25 protein-coding genes are annotated in these 23,762 nt (G+C 68.1%); 12 read left to right on the forward strand and 13 right to left on the reverse strand.

Features of this window, described 5'->3' with window-relative positions; genetic code table 11:
* Together ACT54L_RS11070 and ACT54L_RS11075 are read right to left on the reverse strand one after the other, a co-directional pair.
* Positions 1–1,833 (reverse strand): ABC-F family ATP-binding cassette domain-containing protein, encoded by a 1,833-nt coding sequence (locus ACT54L_RS11070; RefSeq protein ID WP_476085626.1) that lies wholly within the window; start codon positions 1,831–1,833, stop codon positions 1–3.
* 225 nt (positions 1,834–2,058) lie between these two features.
* The gene (locus ACT54L_RS11075; RefSeq protein WP_274777757.1) at positions 2,059–2,238 is read right to left on the reverse strand and encodes a YdcH family protein; all 180 of its coding nucleotides are present in this window, start codon (positions 2,236–2,238) and stop codon (positions 2,059–2,061) included.
* 193 nt (positions 2,239–2,431) lie between these two features.
* Here ACT54L_RS11075 and ACT54L_RS11080 point away from each other — a divergent pair, with 193 nt between their 5' ends.
* Positions 2,432–2,638, forward strand: coding sequence for a YdcH family protein (locus ACT54L_RS11080; protein ID WP_476085627.1), 207 nt, complete (start codon positions 2,432–2,434; stop codon positions 2,636–2,638).
* Positions 2,639–2,686: 48 nt separating this feature from the next.
* On the opposite strand, the gene ACT54L_RS11085 is transcribed toward ACT54L_RS11080, so the two are convergent.
* Together ACT54L_RS11085 and ACT54L_RS11090 are read right to left on the reverse strand one after the other, a co-directional pair.
* Positions 2,687–3,172 (reverse strand): redoxin family protein, encoded by a 486-nt coding sequence (locus ACT54L_RS11085; RefSeq protein ID WP_476085628.1) that lies wholly within the window; start codon positions 3,170–3,172, stop codon positions 2,687–2,689.
* Between the two features lie 249 nt (positions 3,173–3,421).
* Positions 3,422–4,258 carry a protein-disulfide reductase DsbD domain-containing protein gene (locus ACT54L_RS11090; RefSeq protein ID WP_476085629.1) on the reverse strand — a complete coding sequence of 279 codons (837 nt, stop codon included), beginning with the start codon at positions 4,256–4,258 and terminating at the stop codon, positions 3,422–3,424.
* Between the two features lie 163 nt (positions 4,259–4,421).
* Here ACT54L_RS11090 and ACT54L_RS11095 point away from each other — a divergent pair, with 163 nt between their 5' ends.
* On the forward strand, positions 4,422–5,021 hold the full coding sequence (locus ACT54L_RS11095) for a YqgE/AlgH family protein (protein WP_476085630.1): 600 nt from the start codon (positions 4,422–4,424) through the stop codon (positions 5,019–5,021).
* 20 nt (positions 5,022–5,041) lie between these two features.
* Here ACT54L_RS11095 and ACT54L_RS11100 read toward each other — a convergent pair whose 3' ends face one another.
* On the reverse strand, positions 5,042–7,945 hold the full coding sequence (locus ACT54L_RS11100) for an EAL domain-containing protein (RefSeq protein ID WP_476085631.1): 2,904 nt from the start codon (positions 7,943–7,945) through the stop codon (positions 5,042–5,044).
* 140 nt (positions 7,946–8,085) lie between these two features.
* Positions 8,086–9,087, reverse strand: coding sequence for an NAD(P)H-quinone oxidoreductase (locus tag ACT54L_RS11105; protein WP_476085632.1), 1,002 nt, complete (start codon positions 9,085–9,087; stop codon positions 8,086–8,088).
* Positions 9,088–9,296: 209 nt separating this feature from the next.
* On the opposite strand from ACT54L_RS11105, the gene ACT54L_RS11110 reads away from it, so the two are divergent.
* Together ACT54L_RS11110 and ACT54L_RS11115 are read left to right on the forward strand one after the other, a co-directional pair.
* A complete protein-coding gene (locus ACT54L_RS11110; protein WP_476085633.1) occupies positions 9,297–9,482 on the forward strand; it encodes a DUF1192 family protein in 186 nt (61 codons plus the stop codon).
* Positions 9,483–9,751: 269 nt separating this feature from the next.
* On the forward strand, positions 9,752–10,231 hold the full coding sequence (locus ACT54L_RS11115) for a DUF1465 family protein (protein WP_476085634.1): 480 nt from the start codon (positions 9,752–9,754) through the stop codon (positions 10,229–10,231).
* Between the two features lie 294 nt (positions 10,232–10,525).
* Here ACT54L_RS11115 and rpmE read toward each other — a convergent pair whose 3' ends face one another.
* Positions 10,526–10,750, reverse strand: coding sequence for a 50S ribosomal protein L31 (gene rpmE / locus ACT54L_RS11120; RefSeq protein WP_274777750.1), 225 nt, complete (start codon positions 10,748–10,750; stop codon positions 10,526–10,528).
* Positions 10,751–10,848: 98 nt separating this feature from the next.
* Between rpmE and ACT54L_RS11125 the strand changes: the two genes are divergently transcribed.
* Complete coding sequence (locus tag ACT54L_RS11125) at positions 10,849–12,681, forward strand: ABC transporter transmembrane domain-containing protein (protein WP_476085635.1); 1,833 nt, start codon at positions 10,849–10,851, stop codon at positions 12,679–12,681.
* A gap of 56 nt (positions 12,682–12,737) precedes the next feature.
* Here ACT54L_RS11125 and ACT54L_RS11130 read toward each other — a convergent pair whose 3' ends face one another.
* Positions 12,738–13,232: a GNAT family N-acetyltransferase gene (locus ACT54L_RS11130; RefSeq protein WP_476085636.1), complete on the reverse strand. Its 495-nt coding sequence runs from the start codon at positions 13,230–13,232 to the stop codon at positions 12,738–12,740.
* Positions 13,233–13,366: 134 nt separating this feature from the next.
* On the opposite strand from ACT54L_RS11130, the gene ACT54L_RS11135 reads away from it, so the two are divergent.
* Positions 13,367–14,740 carry an HdeD family acid-resistance protein gene (locus ACT54L_RS11135; RefSeq protein WP_476085637.1) on the forward strand — a complete coding sequence of 458 codons (1,374 nt, stop codon included), beginning with the start codon at positions 13,367–13,369 and terminating at the stop codon, positions 14,738–14,740.
* A 15-nt stretch (positions 14,741–14,755) separates the two neighbouring features.
* Here the strand turns inward: ACT54L_RS11135 and ACT54L_RS11140 are convergent, their stop codons facing one another.
* Entirely contained in the window at positions 14,756–15,220 is a 465-nt protein-coding gene (locus tag ACT54L_RS11140) for a VOC family protein (protein ID WP_476085638.1), read from the reverse strand.
* 30 nt (positions 15,221–15,250) lie between these two features.
* On the reverse strand, positions 15,251–16,384 hold the full coding sequence (locus ACT54L_RS11145; RefSeq protein ID WP_476085779.1) for a PA0069 family radical SAM protein: 1,134 nt from the start codon (positions 16,382–16,384) through the stop codon (positions 15,251–15,253).
* A 376-nt stretch (positions 16,385–16,760) separates the two neighbouring features.
* On the opposite strand from ACT54L_RS11145, the gene ACT54L_RS11150 reads away from it, so the two are divergent.
* From ACT54L_RS11150 to ACT54L_RS11165, 4 genes are read left to right on the forward strand one after another with little or no spacing between them, the layout of a single operon-like run.
* A complete protein-coding gene (locus tag ACT54L_RS11150) occupies positions 16,761–16,913 on the forward strand; it encodes an aa3-type cytochrome c oxidase subunit IV (RefSeq protein ID WP_209104008.1) in 153 nt (50 codons plus the stop codon).
* A gap of 31 nt (positions 16,914–16,944) precedes the next feature.
* Positions 16,945–18,096: a Re/Si-specific NAD(P)(+) transhydrogenase subunit alpha gene (locus ACT54L_RS11155; RefSeq protein WP_476085639.1), complete on the forward strand. Its 1,152-nt coding sequence runs from the start codon at positions 16,945–16,947 to the stop codon at positions 18,094–18,096.
* Positions 18,093–18,548, forward strand: a complete 456-nt coding sequence (locus tag ACT54L_RS11160) for a proton-translocating transhydrogenase family protein (RefSeq protein ID WP_476085640.1) — start codon at positions 18,093–18,095, stop codon at positions 18,546–18,548. Before ACT54L_RS11155 ends, ACT54L_RS11160 begins: the two co-directional genes overlap by 4 nt.
* Positions 18,549–18,559: 11 nt before the next feature.
* Positions 18,560–19,957 (forward strand): NAD(P)(+) transhydrogenase (Re/Si-specific) subunit beta, encoded by a 1,398-nt coding sequence (locus ACT54L_RS11165; RefSeq protein WP_476085641.1) that lies wholly within the window; start codon positions 18,560–18,562, stop codon positions 19,955–19,957.
* A 199-nt stretch (positions 19,958–20,156) separates the two neighbouring features.
* Here ACT54L_RS11165 and ACT54L_RS11170 read toward each other — a convergent pair whose 3' ends face one another.
* Positions 20,157–20,567, reverse strand: a complete 411-nt coding sequence (locus ACT54L_RS11170) for a tautomerase family protein (RefSeq protein ID WP_476085642.1) — start codon at positions 20,565–20,567, stop codon at positions 20,157–20,159.
* 166 nt (positions 20,568–20,733) lie between these two features.
* Here ACT54L_RS11170 and ACT54L_RS11175 point away from each other — a divergent pair, with 166 nt between their 5' ends.
* Entirely contained in the window at positions 20,734–21,609 is an 876-nt protein-coding gene (locus tag ACT54L_RS11175) for a LysR substrate-binding domain-containing protein (protein ID WP_476085643.1), read from the forward strand.
* A gap of 33 nt (positions 21,610–21,642) precedes the next feature.
* On the opposite strand, the gene ACT54L_RS11180 is transcribed toward ACT54L_RS11175, so the two are convergent.
* Positions 21,643–22,629: a DUF1775 domain-containing protein gene (locus tag ACT54L_RS11180; protein ID WP_476085644.1), complete on the reverse strand. Its 987-nt coding sequence runs from the start codon at positions 22,627–22,629 to the stop codon at positions 21,643–21,645.
* A 36-nt stretch (positions 22,630–22,665) separates the two neighbouring features.
* A complete protein-coding gene (locus ACT54L_RS11185) occupies positions 22,666–23,070 on the reverse strand; it encodes a hypothetical protein (protein WP_476085645.1) in 405 nt (134 codons plus the stop codon).
* Between the two features lie 191 nt (positions 23,071–23,261).
* Here ACT54L_RS11185 and ACT54L_RS11190 point away from each other — a divergent pair, with 191 nt between their 5' ends.
* Positions 23,262–23,750 (forward strand): DUF6790 family protein, encoded by a 489-nt coding sequence (locus ACT54L_RS11190; protein WP_476085646.1) that lies wholly within the window; start codon positions 23,262–23,264, stop codon positions 23,748–23,750.
* Positions 23,751–23,762: the final 12 nt, after the last annotated feature.

A 23,762-nucleotide genomic window follows, 5' to 3' on the forward strand; every position in this document is an offset into this window, starting at 1 on the left:
TCAGCCGCCAGCTTCCTCGCGCAGGATCTCCAGGCGCAGCCATTCCTCCTCGGCCGCGTCCAGTTCGCCCTGTGCCTTGGCCAGGGCATTCGAGGTGCGCTCGAACTTGGCCGGGTCCTTGGCATAGAGCTGGGGATCGGCCAGCAGGGCGCCGAGCCTGGTGATCTCGGCCTGCAGCTTTTCCATGGTCTGGGGCAGGGTTTTCAGGGCGTGCTGCTCGTGGAAGGTCAGGCGGCGCTTCTTGTCCGCCTCCGGCCGGGGTGCTGACTTTTCCCCCCGCGGCTCGCCCTTGGTGGCGGGGCGGCCTTCGCTCTTGCCCTCGCTCTTGCCCTTGGTCTCCACGCCCCGGCCGCGCTGGGTCACCATGTCCGAATAGCCGCCGGCATATTCGCGGAAGACGCCTTCGCCCTCGGCCACGATGATGGAGGACACCGTGCGATCCAGGAAGTCGCGGTCGTGGCTGACCAGGAGCACGGTGCCGGGATAGTCGGCCACCATCTCCTGGAGCAGATCGAGGGTTTCAAGGTCGAGATCGTTGGTGGGCTCGTCCAGCACCAGCATGTTGGAGGGCAAGGCGAGCGCGCGCGCGAGCATGAGGCGGGCGCGTTCCCCGCCCGAGAGCACCCGCAAGGGGGAGTTGGCCTGTTCGGGCGTGAACAGGAAGTCCTTCAGATAGCCCATCACGTGCTTGGGCACGCCCCCCACCATCACCTGGTCGGAACCGCCGCCGGTCAAGGCGTCGCGCAAGGTGGCGTCGGGGTCGAGGGCGGTGCGGCGCTGGTCGAGGGAGACGATGTCCAGATTGGCGCCGAGCTTCACCGAGCCGGTATCCGGCTTCAGGTCGCCGATCAGCATTTTCAGAAGCGTGGTCTTGCCGGCGCCATTGGGACCGACGATGCCGACCCGGTCGCCGCGCAGGATGCGGGTGGAGAACTCCTTCACCACCGGCACGTCGCCGAAGGTCTTGGAAATGCCCTTGGCCTCGATCACCAGCTTGCCGGAGGCATCCGCCTCGCTGACCGTGATCTTCACATTGCCCTGGGAGCGGCGTTCCTCGCGCCGGTCCTTGCGCATGGAGTGCAACTCGCCGAGGCGGCGGACATTGCGCTTGCGCCGGGCTGTGACGCCATAGCGCAGCCAGTCCAGCTCGGCGACGATCTTCCGGTCCAGCTTGTGGCGGTCGACTTCTTCCTGCTCCAGCACGTCGTCGCGCCAGGCCTCGAACTTGCCGAAGCCCTGGTCAAGGCGCCGGGTGGAGCCCCGGTCAAGCCAGACCGTGGCCCGGGACAGGGTTTCCAGGAAGCGGCGGTCATGGCTGATAATCACAAGCGCTGAACGCAGCGACTTCAATTCGCTTTCCAGCCATTCGATGGCCGGCAGGTCCAGATGGTTGGTGGGCTCGTCCAGGAGGAGCACGTCGGGCTCTGGCGCCAGCACGCGGGCAAGCGCCGCGCGCCGCGCCTCGCCGCCGGACAGGCGGCCGGGCTCTTCCTCGCCGGTGAGGCCCAATTGCTCAAGCAGGTACCGGGCGCGATAGAGGTCATCGCCCGGCCCGAGGCCGGCTTCCACATAGGCCAGCGTAGTCGCAACGCCGGAAAAGTCCGGCTCCTGCGGCAGATAGCGCACCGTGGCGCCCGGCTGGAAGAAGCGCGTCCCCGAATCAGGCTCGATGAGGCCAGCGGCCACTTTCAGCAAGGTGGACTTGCCGGAGCCATTGCGCCCGACGAGGCACAATCTGTCTTCCGGCGAGACCGCAAGGTCCGCGCCGTCGAGCAGAGGGGTCGCGCCGAAGCGCAGGTGGATGTCCTGAAGCTGGATGAGCGGAGGAGCCATGGCGCCCGATTAAAGGGATTTGGGCACGGATGGAACACTCGCGCGCAAACTTCCGACCAGATCCAGCGGTCCGCGGGGCGAAGGTGTTGCAGGACTTGCCCCGTATGCCGCCGGATTTCGGTGGAAGTGAGCCCCGACATCCGCTCCGGTTTCGCTTCTCACGATGCAGGCGCTTCCGCCAGCATCGCGAAAAGTCCTTTCAGCCGGAACGCAAGTGAGGGTGCGTCAATGTACGGTGCTGTTGCCTCTCAGCCGAGTAATCTGGTCCTTGAGCACCAGCTTCTTGCGCTTCAGTTCGGCGATCCGCGTCGGATCAGTGGCCGGGCGCTGGAGTTCTCGGCTGAGTTCCGTGTCGAGAGCTGCGTGACGACGTTCAAGCTCTGCAATGTGCGACTGGACGGACATGCTTTCGTCTCTCCCTGTCTGCAACGGACATCAGTCTGTCATGGAGGCGGCGAAGAGTCGATGCCCCTCTTATGCCGCGCTGCAGCAAACCCGGGCGCGCGGGGGATCCGTGCGGCGCCGTCGGTCTTGCAGGCGCGCGTCCCCGTGCGATATTCGCAAGGGACAGCCTTTTCCGGGCGCGGCGGATTCTTGCATGACCAGTGACGAGGAACGGGATCTTAAGCTGCTGCTGGAGCGTCTGCGGCAGGAGCATCGCGACCTGGATGTGGCCATCGACGCCCTGACCGCCGTGGCGGGCTCGGATGTCCTTCAGATCCAACGGCTGAAGAAGCGCAAGCTCCAGCTCAAGGACAAGATCAGCCACCTGGAGGACCAGCTGTTCCCCGACATCATCGCCTGACGGGAGAGGCGAGCGCCCGCCGGCGGAAACCGGCGGACGCAGGCGCGATCAAATCTGGTCGAGCATGGTCTGGGCGCTGGACACGTCCGCCTTGGAGGGCACGTCCTCCACATTGAGCGCCTTCACCACGCCGTCTTCCACCAGCATGGAGAAGCGCTTGGCGCGGATGCCGAGGCCGGCCATGCCGCCGTCGAACGTCAGGTCGATGGCCTTGGCGAAGTCGGCATTGCCATCCGAGAGGAACAGCACCTTGCCGTCGGCGCCGGAGGCCTTTTCCCAGGCGCTCATGACGAAGGGATCATTCACCGCCACCACGGCGATGGTGTCGATGCCCTTGGCCTTGATCTCGCCGGCGCGCGCCACGTAGCCCGGCAGGTGATTCTTATGGCAGGTGGGAGTGAAGGCGCCGGGCACCGCGAACAGCACCACGCGCTTGCCCTTGAAGATTTCCTCGGTGGTCTTCGGCACCGGCCCGTCTTCGGTGCCGACGCGGAAAGTCACGGACGGGAGGGTGTCGCCAACTTGGATGGGCATTTCTTGCTCCGCTGATGGGTCTCCGGTCCTGCGTGGCCGGACGGTATGCCGCGCGGCGGATGGGCCGCGCGCGCCGCGCGCAGGATAGGGACATTTACGGAGGAGGAAAGCGCAGATCGTGGGCGCCGGGCTGTACCACGGTCGGTTGGAGCCGCCCGCGATCCGGTCCCCGCGCGGCATGCCCCGCCTGGCCCGGCGGGGGGGCACGCCCCCCCGGTCTGGGAGGCCTCAGGCGGGCGCCAGGCGGCTTCAGGGTCGCGGGAGCGCAGCCTCGGTTTCGATGGCCTTGCCCTGGTCGGACAAGGTCAGGCGCAGCCGGGCCTCGGGCCAGGCGGCATCCTTGGGCAGGCCGTCCAGGGCGAAGCGGAAGATCAGCGCGCCGCTGCCCGCCTCTTCCCGGCTCGGCAAAGGCAAGGCCCAGGCTTCCGTGGGACCCTCGGCAAACAGGTCCGCCTTGGCGCCGCCGCGCGCCTTGACCACCACCACCGGCGGGGTCTGGCCGGTATCCACCGATACCGCCTCGATGCCGAGCGGGCCGGGGGCGCCGAGCGGCACCTTCACCGGCAGCGCGTCCGCCGCGGCGGCCAGGGAGGGCTCGTCGCTTCCCCCCGCCGGAACGTCGAGGGAGACCTGCACATGGGCCGGCACGCACAAGGCGTCGCAGACCGCAAAGTCCAGGGACAAGTCCATGCGGGTGGCCCTGGCGGGGTCGGCGAGCACCACCCGCACGGGCAGTGTCACCGTCCCCTTGTAGCCGATGGAAAAGCCGCCGCCGCCATCGGAGAAGCGGCGGGGCGCGGGGAATGCCACATGGGCGCCAGCCACATTGCTGGAGTTCGACCAGTCGAAACGGGGGGGTATGCCGCTGTCGCCGGGATAGCGCCAATAGGTCTTCCAGCCGGGGGCGAGGCGGATCTCGATCCCCGCTTCCAGGGTCCCGTCCTTCACCGTGCCCGCCAGAAGGCGCACCTCCGCGCCCTGGGTGCGCGCATAGGGCGTTTCCAGCGCCTGGGCGGCTGGAGCGGACAGGACCAGGGCGACCGCAAGGCCGAGCCCGCGGGCGGCGAAAGGAGAGGCAAAGGTCATGCACAAGCCCCTAACGCGGCTCCGCCGGCCATGCAAAGGGGGCACGTGCACTTTCCCGTGACGGGTGCGGCGAAACGGCATGCCCGGATCGTTGCGGGGCGCTTCGGCGTTTGCAAACGCGCCCCTCCGCGCTAGGCTTTCCCTTATGACGGACGATTTGAAGATGATCTCGCCTGACCGCCCGCGGGACTATCTCGACGGGAAGATGCTGATCGCCATGCCCTCCATGGAGGATGAGCGCTTCTCCCGGACCTTGATCTATCTGTGTGCCCATTCGGAAGAGGGGGCCATGGGGATCGTCGTGAACCAGCCCGCCCCCAATATCGATTTCCGCGACCTCCTGGTGCAGCTGGACGTGGTGCCCGCCGCCGAACGCATCCTCCTGCCCAAGACGGTGGGGGATGTGCGGGTGCTGCGCGGCGGGCCGGTGGAAACCGGGCGGGGCTTTGTGCTCCACAGCGCCGATTTCTTCATCGAAAACTCGACCTTGCCCATTGATGGCGGCATCTGCCTGACGGCCACGCTGGACATTCTGAAGGCCATTGCCGGCGGGCGCGGGCCCTCCAATGCGGTGCTGGCGCTCGGCTATGCGGGATGGGCGCCGGGGCAGCTGGAGACCGAGATCCAGGCCAATGGCTGGCTGCATTGCCCGGCCGACCCTGACCTGGTGTTCGGCGCCAGCATCGAGACCAAATACGATCTGGCGCTGCGCAAGCTCGGCATCGACCTGGCCATGCTCTCCTCGGAGGCCGGGCACGCCTGAGGGCGGCCCGTCCGTCCCGATCAGCCGGCGCTGCGGCGGCGGCGCGGCTCGCTGCGCACTGGCTCGAACAGGGCGCGGCACTCTTCCGCCGTCAGCGGCTCGCCGAACAGGATGCCCTGGGCATATTCGGCCCCGAAATGGGTCATCTCCCCGGCCTCTTCCTCCCGCTCCAGGCCTTCTGCCACCACGTCCATGCCCAGATGGTGGGCAAGGTCGATGATGGAGCCGACGATGATGGGACGCGCCGCCCGGGCTGGACCCTTGGCACTGTCGCGGACGAAGCGCTGGTCGATCTTGATGCTGTCGAACGGGAAGCGCTGGAGATAGGCCAGCGCCGATTGGCCGGTGCCGAAGTCATCGAGGCACAGGCCCGCGCCCAGTTCCCGCATGCGCGCCAGCATGACGGCGGCATATTCGGGGTTTTCCATCACCAGGGCCTCGGTGATCTCCAGCTTGAGGGAGCCGGCCGCCACCACGTTGCGGGCGAGCACCGCTTTTAGGTCCTGGATCAGGTCATGCCGCAGCAATTGCCGCGACGAGACGTTCACATGCATGAAGAGCGGCGGGTCGACCCGCACCAGGCGCTGCCATTGGCCGAGCTGGCGGGCCGCCTTTTCCAGGGCGAACAGGCCGAGGTCGAGAATGAGGCCGGTCTCCTCCGCCAGCGGCAGGAATTCGGCGGCAGGCAATTCGCCGAGGGTCGGATGGCGCCAGCGCAGGAAGGCCTCGAAGCCGCCAATGGCCCGGTCGTCCAGCCGCACGATGGGTTGGTAGCGCACCAGGATCTCGTCGCGCTCCAGAGCGCGGCGCAGATCGTCCTCCAGCGCCACCCGGTCGGTCTTCTGCTGGCGCATGGCCGGGCGGAACACCTCGATGCGGTCGCCGCCGATGCGCTTGGCGAAATACATGGCCAGTTCCGCATCCTTCAGCACGTCGGTGCGCTTGGCCTGGTCGCCGCCGGACAGCACGAGCCCGATGGAGGCGGTGATGAAGACTTCCCGGTCGGCGAAGGTGATGGGCGCGCGCAGCGAGCGGCGCAGGGTGTCGGCGAAGGTGGTGATGCGCTCGGGATCGCGCTCGGACATGAGGATGAGGCCGAACTGATCGCCGGAGATGCGCGCCAGCGTGTCCTGCGGCTTCAAGAGGCGCATCATGCGCCGGGCAACGGTCAGCAGGATGGAATCGGCCATGGCCATGCCCACCGACACATTCACCTGTTTGAACCGATCCAAATCGATGACCATCACCGTGGGCTTCAGCGTGTCGTCGAGCCGGGTGAAGGTCAGCGCCTGATCCAGGCGATCCAGGAACAATTCGCGATTGGGCAGGCCGGTGAGATTGTCGCGCACTGCATCATGCAGCAGGCGCTCGGCGGCGATGCGTTCGCCGGTCACGTCCACCAGGGTGCCGATGCAGCGGACCACCTCGCCATCGGCGCCCACCACGGGGCGGGCACGCAGGTTGAAGGTGAGATAATGCCCGTCGATGGCGCGCAGGCGGAAGTCCTGGTCGATGCGCCCGCGCCGCTGGTCGATGATGCCGTCGAGGGTGGCGCGGAAGCGGTCGCGGTCGGCGGGGTGCAGCACTTCCAGCCAGCCGGCGGCTTCGGTTTCCAGCGAGCGGCGTTTCAGGCCGAGGGCGTCTTCCACCTCGGGCGAGGTGTAGATGCGGTCGCTGTCCACGTCCCAGTCCCACACCAGATGGCCGGAGCCGGCGAGCGCCAAAGCGCGGCGCTCCAGGTCAGAGGTGGAGCCCTGCACCGCGCCGAGGCCGGCAAAGGCGTGCTGCATCACCGTGAAGCCGATGAGCATGACGATGAGCACCAGGCCGCCGGACAGGGCCGGAGCCACCAGGTCGTTGGTCACCACGGCTTCGACGGTCAGGCCGGCCATGACCACCCAGGCCAACAGCAGGAGCCAAGTGGGGATGATGAGCACGGCACGGTCATAGCCGTGCTGGGACAGCCAGATGACGATGCCGAGCCCGGCTACGGCCACGGCGAACAGGGACAGTCGGGCAATGCCGGCGGCGACGGGGGCATCCAGCAGGGCCACCACCACCAGGGCGGCAAGAAAGACCAGCCAGCCGGCGGCCACGTGCACATAGCGCACATGCCAGCGGTTGAGGTTGAGATAGGCAAACAGGAAGACCAGCAAGGTGGCGGTGAGGATCGCCTCGCCCGCCGCTCGCCAGAATTGCTCAGCAATGGGGGAGAGGCCGAACACCTTCGACCAGAAGGAGAAATCAAGCCCGATATAGCCCAGCACCGCCCAGGCGAGCGCTGCCGCCGCCGGGAACATGACCGAGCCTTTCACCACGAACAGGATGGTCAGGAACAGCGCCAGGAGGCCGGCAATGCCGATGACGATGCCATGGTACAAGGTGAAGCTGTTCACCTTGTCCTTGAAGGCGTCGGGCTCCCACAGATAGAGCTGCGGCAGCTTCTCGCCGGTCAGTTCGGCGACGAAGGTGACGGTGCTGCCGGGATCCAGGGTCACCAGGAACACGTCCGAATCCGGCGCGCTCTGGCGCTCGGGCTTGAAGCCCTGGCTCGGGGTCAGGTTCAGGATGCGCCGGTTGCCCAGGTCCGGCCAGAACAGGCCCGATCCCACCATGCGGTAGAAGGGCGCGACGATGAGGCGGTCCACCTGCTCGTCGGTATTGTTGGACAGGGCGAAGACCACCCAATGGGCCTTGGCCTCGCCATCGGAGGCACGCACCTCGATCCGGCGCACGATGCCGTCGGTGCCGGGCACCGTGGAAATCTGTAATCGGTCGGTGTCGGTATTATAGTGCTCGACCGCCGGCAGGAGGTCGGTGACCTTGGCATCAAGACGCACGGCCACGGCCTCGACAGCGCCGGCAGGACGCACGGGAAGCAGGGCGGCAAGGAGAAGGACCAAAAGAACCAGGACAGAACGCAACGGCGAGCCTCCGCACCCGGTGAACCGGGGGAAGGTGTCATCACTAGCGCCCACCTTTGGCCGGAGCAAGGCGAAGGCCCGGCTGACGCAGCAGGAGGTGGCGGAAACCGCCGTGGGGCGGCGGCTTCCGCCAGGGCGCATCACGCCACCTCGAGCACGATCTTGCCCACATGCGCGCTGGATTCCATCCGGGCATGGGCAGCCGCGGCCTCGGCGAGCGGGAAGGTGCGATCGATGAGCGGGCGGATGGCGCCCTGGGCCAGCAGCGGCCAGACCTTCTCCTGAAGCGCGTCGGCGATGGCGGCCTTGTCGGCCACCGGGCGGGCGCGCAGGGTCGAGCCGGTGTGGGTGAGGCGCTTCAGCATCAGGCGCATGAAGTCGATCTGCACCTTGGACCCGTCCTGGAAGGCGATCTGCACGATGCGCCCTTCGACGGCGGCGGCCTCGTAATTGCGCTGGATGTAGGAGCCGCCCACCATGTCCAGGATCACATGGGCGCCCTTGCCGCCGGTGGCGCTTTTCACCACGGCGACGAAATCCTCGCTCTTATAGTCGATGGCCACGTCGGCCCCGAGGCGCCGGCAGGCCTCGCACTTTTCCGGCGAGCCGGCGGTCACGATCACGCGGGCACCGAAGGCCTTGCCCAGCTGAATGGCCGTGGTGCCGATGCCGGAGGTGCCGCCATGGACCAGCAGCGTCTCGCCCGCCTGCAGCCGTGCGCGGTCGAAGACATTGCTCCAGACGGTGAAGAAAGTCTCCGGCAGGGCGGCCGCTTCCACCATGGAGAAGCCCGCGGGCACCGGCAAGGTGGTGGCCTCGGGGGCCGTGCAATAGGCGGCATAGCCGCCCCCCGCCGCCAGCGCACAGACCTCGTCCCCCAGCTTGTGGCGCGTCACGCCGGCGCCGAGCGCCACCACCGTGCCGGAAATCTCCAGACCCGGCAGGTCCGAGGCGCCGGGAGGGGCAGGATAGAGGCCGCGCCGCTGCACCACGTCCGGCCGGTTGACCCCTGCCGCCGCCACCTTGATGAGCACTTCGCCGGCGGCGGGCACGGGCATGGGGCGCTCGCACGGCACGAGCACCTCCGGCCCGCCGGGCGCGGAAATGCAGATGGCGGACATGGTGGCGGGCAGGTCGGTCATGGCACGGTTCCGTTCTGGAGCGGTGAAGGGGAGGGACATCCCCCGTCCGTGACGGTGCGGGGTGGGCGGCACGGGCCGCAATCGATGGCCCTCTAGTAACCCATGCGGCGTGGCGCGAAAATGGCGTCGCGCCCGGCGCGTCGTGGGCGAAGATCCGGCTGCCCCAAAGGCAAGGTCAGGATACGGGCGCTTTGATCGGAGGTTGACCCATGGATGATGACCGTCCCGCTCCCCCACCCTCGCCCATTCAGCCCGGCGCCGACGTGTCGCGGCTGTCCGAGAATGAGCTTCTGGATCGCATCGCCCTGCTGAAGGCGGAGATCGTGCGCCTGGAGGGGGCGCTGGCCGCCAAAAAGGCCTCGCGCAGTGCCGCCGATGCCTTCTTCAAGCTGTAACCGTTCAGCCCTTGTTAAGCCCCATCTGCCATCCTGGCGGTGTTCCGATGGAAGGCCCTTCGCTCTCTCCCGGCCTTCCCGGACATCTGGCGTCCTCCCGTCGACCTGAGCCGCCGCAAGGCGGCTCTTCTGTGAGCGCGCCTCATCCCCGTAATTTTGCCTTAACGGACCGGCCCGGCCTGGATTCCGCCGCAACACGGGTGCACTCTGGTGCCTTACGCTTGGACGCGCCCCCCTTGGACGCGCCCCTTGGCCGTCGGGAGGCGCAGATGGACCGGAGCATTGCGACCCTGGGCGTGCCGGGCAATGGGCCCTTTTCCCATCTTTATCGCGACGGAATGGCGCTCTTGGAGCGGGTCAGCGCCTATCTGGGCGGCCCCGGCCGGTTTGAGGCGGCCCAGCTCTCCGACGAGGCCAATACCGCCTATCACGCAGAATCGCGGGCGCTGACCACCTTGCTGCTGCAGATCGCCGCCTGGCTCCTGATGGAACGGGCGGTGGCGGAAGGCGAGATTTCCATGGATGTGGTGCGCCTGCAGGCGAGCCGCACTGATCTGAAGGCGCCCGCGCCGGTGCCCTCTGCCGATCACCCGGATGGTCTGAAAGCCCTGCGGGCGGAGGCCGAGGCGCTGCGTTCAGCGGTCTGCGCGCGGGCCGAGCATCTTCTGGCGGCCGCCAATGCCAATGGCGAGCGGCCCGCGCCCATCGGCCGGCCCCATCTTCAACTGGTCCGCAGCGGGCCGGAATAGGCCGGTCGCGGCCACCGCTGCCTCGTCACGCCCGGCTTGGCGCCTCCCCCCGGGCATATCTGCACCCCCCGCTTTTCGGCACCTGGCCGCCCCATGGCAGCTGGCGCGGCCGCACGCTTGGCCAATGTCCGGCTTCCGGCATGCAGACGCACAAAAACACCGGGGCCGGACAGGGCCTATCCATCGCGGATCAGGTCCTTCCAGCCCAGGCGTTGGTCCAAACGAGGTCCAAGCTGGGGTGCGACCATGGCGCGCAGGCCGTGAGTGCCTGCGCCGCCGGACGCGCCTCTCGGATCAGCCCTTGAGCAGGCCGCCGAACTTGTTCTTGAACCGGGACACGCGGCCGCCGCGGTCCATGAGCTGCTGGGTGCCGCCGGTCCACGCGGGGTGGGTGCGGGGGTCGATGTCCAGCTGAAGGGTGTCACCCTCCTTGCCGTAGGTCGACCGCGTCGTGTACTCGGTGCCGTCCGTCATAACCACCTTGATGAAGTGGTAGTCGGGGTGAATTTCGCTCTTCATGGGTCACGTCCTTCTCGCCGCGCCAGAGACCAGCCGAACGGCGACGGTATGAATTCGTTTCCTGACGGAAGTGGCGGGTCTATAAACGAGAGCATGCGTTGACACAAGCCGACACCTCAGCGGATCGTCCGCAACTTCCGCCAAACCCCGCTTCCCAAGCGCCTTCCCAAGGGGCATCCGGGCGGCGGCGTTCGCTCGGCCCGCTCCTGTCCTTGCTGCCGCACCTGCTGCGCTATCGGGCGCGGGTGGCGGCGGCACTTGTCGCCCTGGTGGTGGCGGCGGTGGCGACGCTGGCCATGCCCATCGCGGTCCGGCGGATGATCGACCACGGCTTCACCGCCCCCGAGGCCGGTCTCATCGACCGCTATTTCATGATGCTGCTGGTGGTGGTGGGCGTTCTCGCGGCGGCCTCCGCCGTCCGCTATTATCTCGTCACCACGCTGGGCGAGCGGGTCGTTGCGGATCTGCGCGATGCCGTCTTTGCCCGCCTCACGCTGCTGGACGGGGCCTTCTATGACACCGCCCGCGCGGGGGAGCTGACCTCGCGACTGACCGCCGACACCACCCAGATCAAGGTGGTGGTGGCGACCTCGGCTTCCATCGCCCTGCGCAATTTCGCCCTGTGCGTCGGCTCGGTGGTGATGATGGTGGTGACGAGCCCGCGCCTGTCCGCGCTGGTATTGGTGGCCATTCCGCTCATTGTGCTGCCGCTGGTGGCCTCCGGGCGCCGGGTGCGCAAGCGCTCGCGCCTGGCGCAGGATACGCTGGCGGATGCCTCGGCCTATGCGGCGGAAGCCATTTCCGCCATGCGGGCCGTGCAGGCATCGAGCGCCGAGGGCGCCGCCCGGACGCGCTTCGGGGCAGCCGTGGAGCGGGCCTTCGTCGCCGCGCGGGACGCCACCAAGGCGCGAGCGGCTCTGACCGGGGTGGGCATTTTCCTTGTGTTCGCCAGCGTGGTGGGCGTGCTCTGGGCGGGCGCCCAGTCCGTGATTGCGGGCACCATGACGGCGGGTGACCTCAGCCAGTTCGTGCTGTTCGCCGTGCTGGCGGCGAGCGGTCTTGGCGAATTGTCCCAGACCTGGGGCGAGGTCGCCTCCGCCACGGGCGCGGCCGAGCGCATCGGTGAATTGCTGCGCGAAACGCCGCAGGTGAAGGCGCCCGCACGCCCGAAGGTGCTGCCCGCCCGCCTCTCGGGTGCCATCCAGTTCGATGAGGTGTCCTTCGCCTATCCCACCCGGCCGGATGGGCGGGCGTTGCACGGCGTGTCCTTCACGGTGCGGCCCGGCGAGCGGGTGGCGCTGGTGGGGCCGTCGGGGGCAGGCAAGAGCACGGTGTTCCAGTTGCTGGAGCGCTTCTATGATCCGCAGGCCGGCCAGATCCGGCTCGACGGCCTGGACATTGCCGATTGCGATCCGGTGGCGGTGCGTCGTCAGCTCGCCCTGGTGCCGCAGGATGTCGCCATTTTTGCCGATACGGTGCGGGAGAACATCCGCATCGCCCGGCCCGAGGCCACCGACGCCGAGGTGGAGCAGGCCGGCCACGCCGCCTTGGTGGACGAGTTCGTGGCCCGCCTGCCGCAGGGCTGGGAAACCCAAGTGGGAGAGCGGGGCGTGATGCTCTCCGGCGGGCAGCGCCAGCGCATCGTGATCGCCCGCGCCATTCTGCGCGCCGCGCCCATCCTGCTGCTGGACGAAGCCACGTCCGCCCTCGATGCGGAAAGCGAGACGCTGGTGCAGACGGCGCTGGAGCGCTCCATGACCGGGCGCACCACCCTCGTCATCGCCCACCGCCTCGCCACCGTGCTGTCCGCCGACCGCATCCTGGTGATGGAAGGCGGTCGCATCGTGGATGAGGGCACGCACGGGGAATTGGTGGCCAAGGGCGGGCTTTATGCCCGGCTGGCGGCGCTTCAGTTCAACGGCACCGCCTGACGGGCCTGGCAACCGGGCTTCTGCTCCAAGGGAAAGGCTTGGCGCTCGTACCTGTGTCAGTCTGCGCGGACCAGGTCGCCGGGCTTCCATTCCATGCGCCAGATGGCGCGCCCGGACAGTGGATTGCGCCCTTCCCGCGCGATGGCGAAGCCCAGGCGCCGGTAGAAGGCGACCGCGCGGGGATTGTCCTGGTTCACATCCAGGGCAATGCCCGCCGGGGAGATGGCGCGCGCCGCCGCCATCAACGCCTCCGCCGCCCCCTGGCCCCAAAAGGCGGGGGCAACTGCCAGCTGGTCCAGATAGCCGGTGGCGGGGGCAATGGCGACGAAGCCGGCGGGCTCTGCCTCCCGCCCCATGGGACACGCCACCAGAAACTCCGCGCCAGTCGTGCGCAGCGTCTGGACATGGCCGAGGAACCAGGGGCGCCGTGCCTCGAAATCGATGTCCGGCATGGTCTTCGCCCAGCTGGCCACCCAGAGGTCCGCCAGCCCATCGCGCATCTCGTCCGTATAGGGCACCACATCGAATGCCGCAGCGGCATCTCCTGGCATGGCGGTGATCCTCACGTTACGGACGGTGGATGTCGAGCATAACGACCTGAGAGTGTTTAAGAAACCCTGAGAAGGGAGCTGTAGCTGGGCCGTGGGTTTTGCTAAAAGCGCGGGAGCGACCCAAAAGGGCTTCGATGTTTCGTCTCATCCTCCTGCTTCTCGGCACCGAGACCGTTCGCGGCGAGTGGCGCTGGCTTGCCGGCGTCGGGATGATCTGGGTCCTGCTCGGTCTCTTCATCATGGTGGACATGGGGGGCGCGGGTTCCGCGCTGGCCACCCAGATGCTGGGCTTTCTGATCCTGGCGGACGGCGTCCTGGTGCTGCTGCTCCAGATCGGGCTTCACTCCTATCGCCGCCGCTTCTTTCTGGCCCGGGCCGTCATCACCATGGGGGTGGGGCTACTGATCCTGGGCATGAGCCTGCCGCAGGACCGGGCGGCGGCCTGCATCCTGTTCGGGGCGATCTATTTCTGCGATGGCCTCATCCGCCTCCTCGCCTCGGTGGTGGTGCGCTACGCGGCATGGCCGGTGACGGCGGTGGGGGCGGTGTTCGAGATCGGGCTGGCGCTGATGGCGCTCCTGGACCGGCCCTTGCCCTACGAGCGGATCGTGCCGCTCTGCGTGGGCCTCGCCACGCTGTTGAGCGGCGTCACGGTGAGTGCATTTGCCTGGCGCCTGCGACACCTGCCGCTCGACCGCTCGCTCACCTCCCTTTCATGGTTCCGGGCGCCCAAATGGTATGCGCGGAGCCCCCGCGCCGAGCATCATCCCCGGCCGCTCCGGGAGCCGCCAGCGGCCCCGCTGCTGTTGCGCATCTGGCTGCCCAAGCCGGGCGAGAATGCCTTCCGCCCGCCGGTGTTCGACCGCTACATCGCCCAGTTCGCCAAGGACGGCTATCCCTATCCCGGACATGCGGCGCTGGAGCATGCCACCGGCCTCTATATCAGCCACGTGGCGGTGAAGCGCATCGAGGTCACCAGCCTGGTGCGCATCTCCAATGCCTCGGCGGAGAACGACCACGAGGGCAATTTCCTCGACACCTACGCCTATGAAAGCTCCTACCGGGGGCCCTCCGAGGTCATCATCCGCTTCCGCCTGTTCAATCTGGCCCAGCTTGAGGAATTCTGGGCGCAGTACCGGGTGGACAAGACCTACAATGTGGCCAACCGCTCGTGCTCCATTGCCGCTGCCCTGGCGCTCGATGCGGCGCTGGAAGGGGTGCTGGCAGGGCCGCAGGCGCGGCGGCGCATGCTCTCTCTCATGATGAACCCGGACGTGTGGACGGCGGCCGCCTTGCGGTCCTATGCGGACAGCATCACCTGGACGCCGGGCCTGCTCCATGACTACGCCCAGGCCCTGCGCCGGGTTCTGGATCAGGAGCGGCTGGGCTGGCGCCCGCAGATCCGGCATGCCCTGGCAGCCTACCGCCTGCTCGGCCGGGCCTTCCTGCAGCGCCTGTTTCCCCGCCACCGTCCGACGGTGCCCGGCCAAGGGGCGCCGACCGCCTGAGGTCGCGCGCGGGCCTCAGTCCGGCACCACCAGACGACCTTGCCCGTCGAACGGGAAATAGGGGTTGTGGGCGACCTCCCAGACGTGCCCGTCGGGATCGGCGAAATAGCCCATGTAGCCGCCCCAGAAGACAGGCTGCGCCGGCCGCAGGACCCGGGCGCCCAGGGTGGCAGCCCGCGCCATCAGCGCGTCCACCTCGGCCTCCGTGGCGGTGTTGCAGGCCAGCGTGATGCCGCGAAAGGCGTCGGGTCCGTCGAGGTCCGTGACCTCCGCGTCCCGCGCCAGCGCGTCCGAGGGATAAAGGGACAAGATCACGCCGCCGGCCTCGAAGAAGGCCACATTGGCGTGCGTCTGGCCCCGGCGCACCAGGCCGAACGCGGCATAGAAGGCGGCCGCGCGCGGCAGGTCCGCGACCCCCAGCGTGACGAGATGGAGGCCAGGGCGCGGCGCGGTGTCGGGCGCGGCTTCAGGAGAGGGCATGATGGGCCACCTTGGCGCGGCAGGGAGGGGTCAGAACAGGGACAATTGCTCGCCCGGCTGGGGCGGCCGGCGAAAATGCTCGGTGGTCAGCTTCAGGCCGCGGCCCACCAGCCCGAGGCGCCCGGCGGCGATCTCGAAGCGCCGGCCGATGGTCCAGGCGTAAGGCCCGGTACCCCGCCCGCGTGTGCCGAAGGTGGAATCATAGTCCCGCCCCCCGTGCATCTCCCGCACCAGGGAGAGAACGTGGCGGGCCTTGTCGGGGAAATGGGTGACCAGCCATTCCCGGAACAGGTCGGCGATTTCCAGCGGCAGGCGCAAGGTCACATAGCCGGCCTCCGTTGCCCCGGCGGCCTTGGCGGAATCCAGGATGCGCTCGATCTCCATGTCGTTGAGCGCGGGGATGAGCGGCGCCGTCAGCACGGCGGTGGGGATACCGGCGTCCGTCAGGCGCCGGATGGTCTCCAGCCGGCGCATGGGCGAGGCGGCCCGCGGCTCCATGAGACGGGAGAGCTTGTGGTCCAGCGTGGTGATGGAGATGGCCACCTTCACCAGACCCCGCTCGGCCATGGGTTTGAGGATGTCGATGTCCCGCGCCACCAGGCCGGACTTGGTGACGATGCCCACCGGGTGGCCGAAATCATTCAGCACCCCCAGGAGCTTGCGGGTGATCTCCCAGCGCCGCTCAATGGGCTGGTAGGGGTCCGTATTGGTGCCCATGGCGATGGTGCGCGGCTTGTAGGACGGGTGCGCCAGCTCGCGCGCCAGCAATTCCGGCGCATCCGGCTTCACGAACAGCTGCGTCTCGAAATCGATCCCCGCCGAGAGGCCCTGATAGGCGTGGGTGGGGCGGGCGAAGCAATAGATGCAGCCATGCTCGCAGCCCCGATAGGCGTTGATTGACCGGTCGAACGCGATGTCCGGCGACTGGTTGCGCGTGATGACGGTGCGCGCCCGCTCCTCGGTCACCTGCGTAAGGAAGGGCGGCAGGTCCTCCAGGCTGTCCCAGCCATCGTCGAAGGGGATGCGCGCCGCCGGCTCGAACCGGCCGGTGGCATTGGAGACGGCGCCCCTGCCGCGCCGCCGGTCCGCATCGATGGTGCAGGGCAGCGTCTCGCTGGCAAAGGGACCGGCCGCCTCCTGGGCCGCCTCCAGGGAAGCCTCCATCGCGGCCTGCTGGGCGGCCAGCTGGGCGGACTGCCGGTCCTGCATGAGGCGCCCGACAATCCGTTCCGGGTGCGGCGTTTTTTTCTTTCGTGGCCGGGCAGCGGAATCGCCGCCCGGAGCGTCTGCGGAGCGCATGACCCCGCCGTGGCGGCCGAAGCTGCCGCTAGGGACGGAAGCTGTTGAGTCGTGGCGTAAATCCATGCCTGCAGGCTAACGCGAGACATAGAACAGAACAAGAACAAACACGATCACATTCTCATGTGATGGGGCTGGTCAGGTCTTGATATATGGAATACTGTATATCACGCGCAGTTGCCACAAACGCCCTTTCCAGGTTAAAGGGCAAAGTCCAAAAAAGCGCGCTAGGGGGAGTGACATGGCCGATCACGGCTCGGTGGAATATGCCACCGCGGCAGGCAACGATTATGCCGAGCATCAGCGGACGTACGCTCTGTTCACGGGCCTCGCCAAATGGGGCACCGTAGGCGTCGCCGTGCTCATGGTCCTCATGTGGATTTTCCTGCTCTGAGTTGAACACTCGGACATCGGAGACGTTTCAGATGAAAATCGCTGTCCCCGCCGAGGTTGATCTCGGCGAGCCGCGGGTCGCTGCGACCCCGGATACGGTCAAGCGCTTGTCCGCCCTCGGCGCCACTTTCGCGGTGCAGAGCGGGGCAGGCTTGAATTCCGGCATCGTCGATGCCGATTACGAGGCCATGGGCGCTACCATTGTTCCCACCGCCGCCGACGCTGTGGCCGGTGCCGACGTGGTGCTCAAGGTGCGCCGTCCCACCGAGGCCGAGCTGTCCGCCTACCCGCGCGGCGCGCTGGTGCTGGCCATCATGGACCCCTATGGCAACGATGCTGCGCTGAAGGCCATGGCCGACGCGGGCGTCTCCGCCTTCTCCATGGAGCTGATGCCGCGCATTACCCGTGCGCAGGTGATGGATGTGCTGTCCTCGCAGGCGAACCTCGCCGGCTATCGCGCCGTGATCGATGCCGCCGAGCAGTTCGGCCGCGCGCTGCCGATGATGATGACCGCCGCGGGCACCGTTCCCGCCGCGCGCTGCTTCGTCATGGGCGCGGGCGTCGCCGGTCTCCAGGCCATCGCCACCGCCCGCCGCCTCGGCGCCGTGGTGACCGCCACCGACGTGCGCCCCGCCGCCAAGGAACAGGTCGAGTCTCTCGGCGCCAAGTTCATCGCGGTGGAGGACGAGGAGTTCAAGCAGGCCGAGACCGCTGCGGGCTATGCCAAGCCCATGTCGGCGGAATACCAGGCCAAGCAGGCGGCCCTCGTCGCCGAGCACATCAAGAAGCAGGACCTGGTGATCACCACCGCCCTCATTCCCGGCCGGGCCGCGCCCCGCCTGGTGACGGCGGCCATGGTGGCCTCCATGAAGCCCGGCTCGGTGATCGTGGATCTCGCGGTCGAGCGCGGCGGCAATGTGGAAGGCTCGCAGGCCGGCTACATCACCAATGTGAACGGCGTGAAGATCGTCGGCTACCTCAACGTGCCCGGCCGGGTCGCCGCGTCCGCCTCCCAGCTTTATGCGAAGAACCTCTTCGCATTCCTTGAGACCATGATCGACAAGGGCTCCAAGGCCCTGGCGGTGAAGTGGGACGACGAGCTCGTGAAGGCGACGCTCCTCACCCGCGACGGCGCCGTCGTCCATCCCAGCTTCGCCCCCAAGGTTGAGGGAGCCGTCCAATGAGCAATGTTGCATCGCAGACGGCCGTGGATGCCGCCTCCCAGGCGCGCGCCGCCGCCGAGGTGGCCCGCCAGGCGGCCGAAGTTGCCCAGGCCTACGCGGACCAGGCGGCCACCGCCCTTGGCGCCGCCGCCCATGCCGCCACCGGCGGGGCCATCGACCCCTTCGTCTTCCGCCTGTCCATCTTCGTGCTGGCGGTGTTCGTGGGCTATTACGTGGTGTGGTCGGTGACCCCGGCGCTTCACACGCCCCTGATGTCCGTCACCAACGCCATCTCCTCGGTGATCGTGGTGGGCGCCCTCCTGGCGGTGGGTGTCTCGACGGTCGGCGATGTCGGCCATTCCTGGGGCGCGCGCCTGTTCGGCTTCATCGCGCTCATCTTCGCCTCGGTGAACATTTTCGGCGGGTTCCTCGTGACCAGCCGCATGCTCGCCATGTACCAGAAGAAGAAGTGAGGATCTGAGCGATGAACGCCAATATCGCCGCCCTCCTTTACCTGGTCTCGGGCATCCTGTTCATCCTGGCGCTGCGCGGCCTGTCGCATCCCACCACCTCCCGGCAGGGAAACCTGTTCGGCATGGTCGGCATGGGCATTGCGGTCCTGACCACGCTGGCCCTCTCCCCGCCCGCCGACGCCATCGGCTGGGTGCTGGTGATCGCCGGCATCGGCATCGGTGGTGGCATCGGCGCGGTGGTCGCCCGCCGCATCGCCATGACCGCCATGCCGCAGCTGGTGGCGGCCTTCCACTCGCTGGTCGGCCTTGCCGCAGTGCTGGTGGCGGCCGCCGCGCTCTATGCGCCCGCCGCCTTCGGCATCGGTGACCCCGGCCATCTCCATGGCGCGAGCCTGGTGGAAATGTCGCTGGGCGTGGCCATCGGCGCCATCACCTTCACCGGCTCCATCATCGCCTTCGCCAAGCTGAACGGAAACATGTCGGGCAAGCCCATCATGCTGCCGTTCCGCCACCTGGTGAATGCGGGCCTCGCCATCCTGCTGGTGGTGCTGATCGTCGCCTTCGTGATGACCGGCTCCATCACCCTGTTCTGGATCATCACCATCATCTCGCTGGTGCTGGGCGGCCTGCTCATCATCCCGATCGGCGGCGCGGACATGCCGGTGGTGGTGTCCATGCTCAACTCCTATTCGGGTTGGGCGGCGGCCGGCATCGGCTTCACCCTGGGCAATACGGCGCTGATCATCACCGGCGCGCTGGTGGGTTCCTCGGGTGCGATCCTGTCCTACATCATGTGTAAGGGCATGAACCGCTCCTTCATCTCCGTCATCCTGGGCGGCTTCGGCGGCGAGACGGCCGGCGGACCGGCCGGCGCGGTGGAAGCCCGGCCGATCAAGCAGGGCTCGGCGGATGATGCGGCCTACATCATGAAGAACGCCCAGAAAGTCATCATCGTGCCGGGCTACGGCATGGCGGTGGCCCAGGCCCAGCACGCGCTGCGCGAAATGGCCGATATCCTCAAGGAAGAGGGTGTCGAGGTGAAGTACGCCATCCATCCGGTGGCGGGCCGCATGCCCGGGCACATGAACGTGCTGCTGGCGGAAGCCCAGGTGCCCTATGACGAGGTGTTTGAGCTGGAGGACATCAACTCCGAGTTCGCCCAGGCGGACGTTGCCTTCGTCATCGGCGCCAACGACGTGACCAACCCGGCGGCCAAGACCGACCCGGCTTCTCCCATCTTCGGCATGCCGATCCTGGACGTGGAGAAGGCCAAGACCGTGCTCTTCATCAAGCGCGGCATGGGCTCGGGCTATGCCGGCGTGGAGAACGAGTTGTTCTTCCGCGACAACACCATGATGCTGTTCGGCGACGCCAAGAAGGTCACCGAGGAAGTGGTCAAGAACCTCTGACCCTTCCGGCACAGCGCAAGAGAAAGGGGCCGCCGGGCGATCCGGCGGCCCCTTTTTTATGCCTCAGAGCCGGATCCGGGCACATTGAATCGCATCGCGATCCAATGTGCGCGGTGGATCCGCCTCTGCTCAATAAGTTAGAGGGCGATTCACCGGCCATTTGGAACCGTGTCGCGGTTCCATATGGCCGGATCGCGCTCTAGGCGGCGGTCTTGAGGGTCTTCTCCACATAGCGGCTTTCCTGCGTGCGCCCGCCATAGCCATAGGCGTCGGCCTTCACCTCGCGCACCAGCACATAGCTCTCCGGATGCAGCGGCCCCAGCGCCTGCGTCATGGCGGCGAAGGTGGCGGCGATGAAGGCGGCCTTCTCGTCCTTGGTGTTGGTGCCATCCACCACCGCGATGTCCAGCCAGAAGGAGGCCAGCCCCGCTTCCGCCAAGCTCTCGCCGGCGACGAACCACTGGTCCGCCGGCAGGAAGGTGACGGCCACCGAGGTGAGCGTTTCATCCTTGCGCAGGATGCGGGCGGACAGGCCGGACAGGGTCGCGGCAACGGCGCGCGCCCGGGCGGGATCAGGGGCGCCGGACAGGGTGACTTGAAGGATGGGCATCGAAGGCCTCCATCGCTTGAGGGGATGGAGGGAAGATAGGTCGGCACGTCACATGAGAAAAATTGAATTATCAAAATCATCAATTTCGATATGCTCATATTACGGTGTCCGCCTCCCCCCCGCCGTTCCCCAAGCGAGGCACCGCGCGACCGAGGGAAGCCCCGCCATGATCCGCAATCTCGACCTGGACTTGCTCCGCTCCTTCGCGGCGGTGGCGGAGCTGGGCTCCATCTCGGCGGCGGCACAGCGGGTGGGGCGCACGCAGTCGGCGGTGAGCCTCCAGATGGACCGGTTGTCTGAGCAGGTGGGCTTCCCGGTGATCGAGCGGAAAGGCCGGGGCGTCATGCTCACCGCCCGCGGCGGCGCCTTCCTGGACGATGCCCGCCACCTGCTGGATCTCAACGACCGCATCCTCGCCCAGCATGTGCTTGGCACCTTTGCCCAGCCCTTGCGGCTCGGCTTCGTGCAGGATGTGGGCGAGACGGCCATGCAGCGCATCCTGGCGCGCCTGGCCGCCCAGTTTCCCCAGGCGCCCATCACCGTGCGGGTGTGCTCCACCCAGACCTTGCTGGATCGGCTGAACGTGGCGGACCTGGATCTGGCGGTGGGCTTTCGGCGCGACAGCGATTTGCCGGCCCGCGTGGTGGCGCGCGAGCCCATGCATTGGTATGCCGCGCGGCACTTCCGGCTGGACCCGGGAAGCCCGGTGCCGCTGCTCCTGTTCGAGCAGCCTTGCGTGTTCCGCGCGGCGGCCATCTCGGCGCTGACCGCGGCGGGGCGTCCCTTCCGGGTGGCCTTCACCAGCCCGAGCCTGCCGGGCCTCATGGCGGCGGTGGGGGCGGGCATGGGCGTGACCGTGCGCTCGCCCCGCGCCATGCGGGCGGATCTGGTGGCGGTGACGGATCTCGTCACCGCGCCGCTGCCGGAAGTGGAGTTCGTGCTCTATGGCCGCAGCGAGGCGGCGCAGCCCGCCTTGCAGCAGGTGGAGGCCGTCATCCGCGAGGAAGTGCGCTGCGAGCGCCCGCTTTTTGCGGCGGCGTGAAGGGCGCCCGAACCGTTCGGGCGCCCGTTGGCGTCAGTGCTTATGGTCCATGCCCGACATGCCGCCGGACGCGGGCGGCGCCCCGGCGCCGGCGCCGATGGAACGCACCTGGAAGGTCACGTCCACCTTGCCGGCTTTCTCGAACACCAGCGTGCCCTTGACGGTGTCGCCGTCCTTCAGCTGCTGGGCGAGGTCCATGAACATGAGGTGGTAGCCGCCGGGCGCCAGCGTGACGCTGCCGCCGGGAGGAATGACCAGGCCGTCCTTGAGCGGACGCATGGTCATCACCCCATCCTTCACCGCCATTTCATGAATCTCCACCCGCCCGGAGGCGGCGAAGGTGCCGGAGACCAGCGTGTCGGGCGTGGTGCCCGCATTGGTGATCTTCAGGAAGCCGCCGGCCACCTTGGCGCCGCCGGGGGTGGCGCGCGACCAGGGCTGCTCCACCACCAGAGACCCCACCTTGAACACGTCGGCGGCGGCGGGCTGGGCGGCGGCGGCCACCTTCAGCGCCGGTGCCGGGCGCGGCGGGCGGGGGCCGCCGGCGGCGGGGATTTCCGCCCAATCGGTGCTGGCGGTGCCGCAGCTCTGCAGCACGGGGAAATAGAGGGTCGCCGGGTTCGCCTGCGGCGCCAGATAGGCCACGAAGGTGAACTCGTCATAATAGGCGTCCGGCAGTTCGCCGCCGGACCAGGTGATGGTCTTCACGCCCTTGGAGACGGGCGGGCCGTGCATCACCTCGTAGGAGCGGCCGTAATCGCCGGTCTGCGTGGCCAGCGTCCAGCCGGCCTTGGGCTGGGGCTTCACCGAAATGACGCCCTCGGGAAGGGTCACCTGGATGGCGGTGGTGGCGGCGCCGTCACAGCCGTGGGGCACCTTCAGCGTGCCCTTGAAGGAGCGGCCGGATTGGGCCTCGGCGGGTTCCAGCGTCACATGGGCAAAGGCGGGCACTGCGACGGCCGGCAGGGCGGCAACGGCGAGGAAAGCGGCGGTCCAGCCGCGCGCGAGAAAGCGGGACATGAAATATCTCCGATGACAGGACAGAATCGAGCGGCGTCAGGCGCGCGCCGGAGGGCCTGTGGCATCGAAAGGAGAGAGGGACGCCTGCGCGACGGGCGGGCCGGCGCGCGGCCTGGCCATGTGCAGCGGAACGGAAAGGCGCGGCGCAAGGCCCGCCACCGGCACGGCGCCAAGCGCCGCCGGCACATGGGCGGCGGCGCAGCCCATGAGGCAGCACAGAGCGTCGTGGTGGTCGGGGCTATCAGGTGCGGGAGCCGGATCGGCGGCGAGCACCTTGCTCGGCAGGCAGAGCCCGTCGTTTGCCAAGGCTGCGCCCGGCCCGTGCCGTGCCCCGGCGGCAAATCCAAGGACCGTCTGCAGCACCAGCAGATAGGCGAGGGCCACCGCGCCGAGCCAGCGGGCGGCCATCCTCAGTCCATCCGCCTGTCCGGCTGCGTTCATGAACGCGTGTCCCTGTTCCAGCTTAGGCCGGCTTCCCCCTGCCAATAGGGCGAGACGGCGCCGGGCGCAAGGCGCGGCTCGGGTGGTTCGCCGGCGCCAGGATGTGAACCGGAAGCGCGGCCAATGCGTTATGATAGAGGCGCGGCATGCCGGCCGGATGCGACGCGCCGGCGAGGAGACGGTGGGAGAAGATGGTCTTCTGGGTTCCGATCCTCACCTGGGTCCTGGCGCTCGCCTGCGCGGGCCTCGCCATCGCCCGTGCGCCCGTGCCCCGTCCGCCGGGCTTGGTCTTTGATCGCCTGCTGCGCTATATCCTGCTCTTCCCCGTCGGGCTGGAAAGCCTGTGGGCGGCGCTGGGACATATCGTCTTCGCCGCCCAGGCGGCCGCCTCCATCGGCTGGGCGCCGAGCCCGTTCCAGTTCGAGGTGGGCGTGGCCAATCTCGGCATCGGCCTTGCCGGCGTGGTGGGGGCCTTCCTCTCCAGCTGGCATTACCGGCTGGCGGTGGCGATCATGACCACCGGCTTTCTCGGCGGCGCGGCGGCCGGACACGTGGTGCAGATTGCTGCGACCGGGAACCTTGCGGCGGGCAATGCCGGCCCCATTCTCTATACCGATGTCCTCACGCCCCTCTCCCTCCTGGTGCTTCTGGCGCTCTCCTGGCGCCGGGCTCGCACCTGACCCGCGCGCGTG

The sequence above is a fragment of the Aquabacter sp. DMC10 genome, assembly GCF_056314145.1.

What these genes read in the sequence shown, in the direction of transcription:
- ACT54L_RS11180 (WP_476085644.1), bottom strand. Translation starts at nt 22,629, where the DNA reads ATGTCCCGCTTTCTCGCGCGCGGCTGGACCGCCGCTTTCCTCGCCGTT.
- ACT54L_RS11110 (WP_476085633.1), top strand. Translation starts at nt 9,297, where the DNA reads ATGGATGATGACCGTCCCGCTCCCCCACCCTCGCCCATTCAGCCCGGC.
- ACT54L_RS11090 (WP_476085629.1), bottom strand. Translation starts at nt 4,258, where the DNA reads ATGACCTTTGCCTCTCCTTTCGCCGCCCGCGGGCTCGGCCTTGCGGTC.
- ACT54L_RS11190 (WP_476085646.1), top strand. Translation starts at nt 23,262, where the DNA reads ATGGTCTTCTGGGTTCCGATCCTCACCTGGGTCCTGGCGCTCGCCTGC.
- rpmE (WP_274777750.1), bottom strand. Translation starts at nt 10,750, where the DNA reads ATGAAGAGCGAAATTCACCCCGACTACCACTTCATCAAGGTGGTTATG.
- ACT54L_RS11095 (WP_476085630.1), top strand. Translation starts at nt 4,422, where the DNA reads ATGATCTCGCCTGACCGCCCGCGGGACTATCTCGACGGGAAGATGCTG.
- ACT54L_RS11170 (WP_476085642.1), bottom strand. Translation starts at nt 20,567, where the DNA reads ATGCCCATCCTTCAAGTCACCCTGTCCGGCGCCCCTGATCCCGCCCGG.
- ACT54L_RS11155 (WP_476085639.1), top strand. Translation starts at nt 16,945, where the DNA reads ATGAAAATCGCTGTCCCCGCCGAGGTTGATCTCGGCGAGCCGCGGGTC.
- ACT54L_RS11080 (WP_476085627.1), top strand. Translation starts at nt 2,432, where the DNA reads ATGACCAGTGACGAGGAACGGGATCTTAAGCTGCTGCTGGAGCGTCTG.
- ACT54L_RS11075 (WP_274777757.1), bottom strand. Translation starts at nt 2,238, where the DNA reads ATGTCCGTCCAGTCGCACATTGCAGAGCTTGAACGTCGTCACGCAGCT.
- ACT54L_RS11160 (WP_476085640.1), top strand. Translation starts at nt 18,093, where the DNA reads ATGAGCAATGTTGCATCGCAGACGGCCGTGGATGCCGCCTCCCAGGCG.
- ACT54L_RS11150 (WP_209104008.1), top strand. Translation starts at nt 16,761, where the DNA reads ATGGCCGATCACGGCTCGGTGGAATATGCCACCGCGGCAGGCAACGAT.
- ACT54L_RS11105 (WP_476085632.1), bottom strand. Translation starts at nt 9,087, where the DNA reads ATGACCGACCTGCCCGCCACCATGTCCGCCATCTGCATTTCCGCGCCC.
- ACT54L_RS11085 (WP_476085628.1), bottom strand. Translation starts at nt 3,172, where the DNA reads ATGCCCATCCAAGTTGGCGACACCCTCCCGTCCGTGACTTTCCGCGTC.
- ACT54L_RS11070 (WP_476085626.1), bottom strand. Translation starts at nt 1,833, where the DNA reads ATGGCTCCTCCGCTCATCCAGCTTCAGGACATCCACCTGCGCTTCGGC.
- ACT54L_RS11175 (WP_476085643.1), top strand. Translation starts at nt 20,734, where the DNA reads ATGATCCGCAATCTCGACCTGGACTTGCTCCGCTCCTTCGCGGCGGTG.
- ACT54L_RS11130 (WP_476085636.1), bottom strand. Translation starts at nt 13,232, where the DNA reads ATGCCAGGAGATGCCGCTGCGGCATTCGATGTGGTGCCCTATACGGAC.
- ACT54L_RS11185 (WP_476085645.1), bottom strand. Translation starts at nt 23,070, where the DNA reads ATGAACGCAGCCGGACAGGCGGATGGACTGAGGATGGCCGCCCGCTGG.
- ACT54L_RS11145 (WP_476085779.1), bottom strand. Translation starts at nt 16,384, where the DNA reads ATGGAGGCTTCCCTGGAGGCGGCCCAGGAGGCGGCCGGTCCCTTTGCC.
- ACT54L_RS11135 (WP_476085637.1), top strand. Translation starts at nt 13,367, where the DNA reads ATGTTTCGTCTCATCCTCCTGCTTCTCGGCACCGAGACCGTTCGCGGC.
- ACT54L_RS11115 (WP_476085634.1), top strand. Translation starts at nt 9,752, where the DNA reads ATGGACCGGAGCATTGCGACCCTGGGCGTGCCGGGCAATGGGCCCTTT.
- ACT54L_RS11140 (WP_476085638.1), bottom strand. Translation starts at nt 15,220, where the DNA reads ATGCCCTCTCCTGAAGCCGCGCCCGACACCGCGCCGCGCCCTGGCCTC.
- ACT54L_RS11165 (WP_476085641.1), top strand. Translation starts at nt 18,560, where the DNA reads ATGAACGCCAATATCGCCGCCCTCCTTTACCTGGTCTCGGGCATCCTG.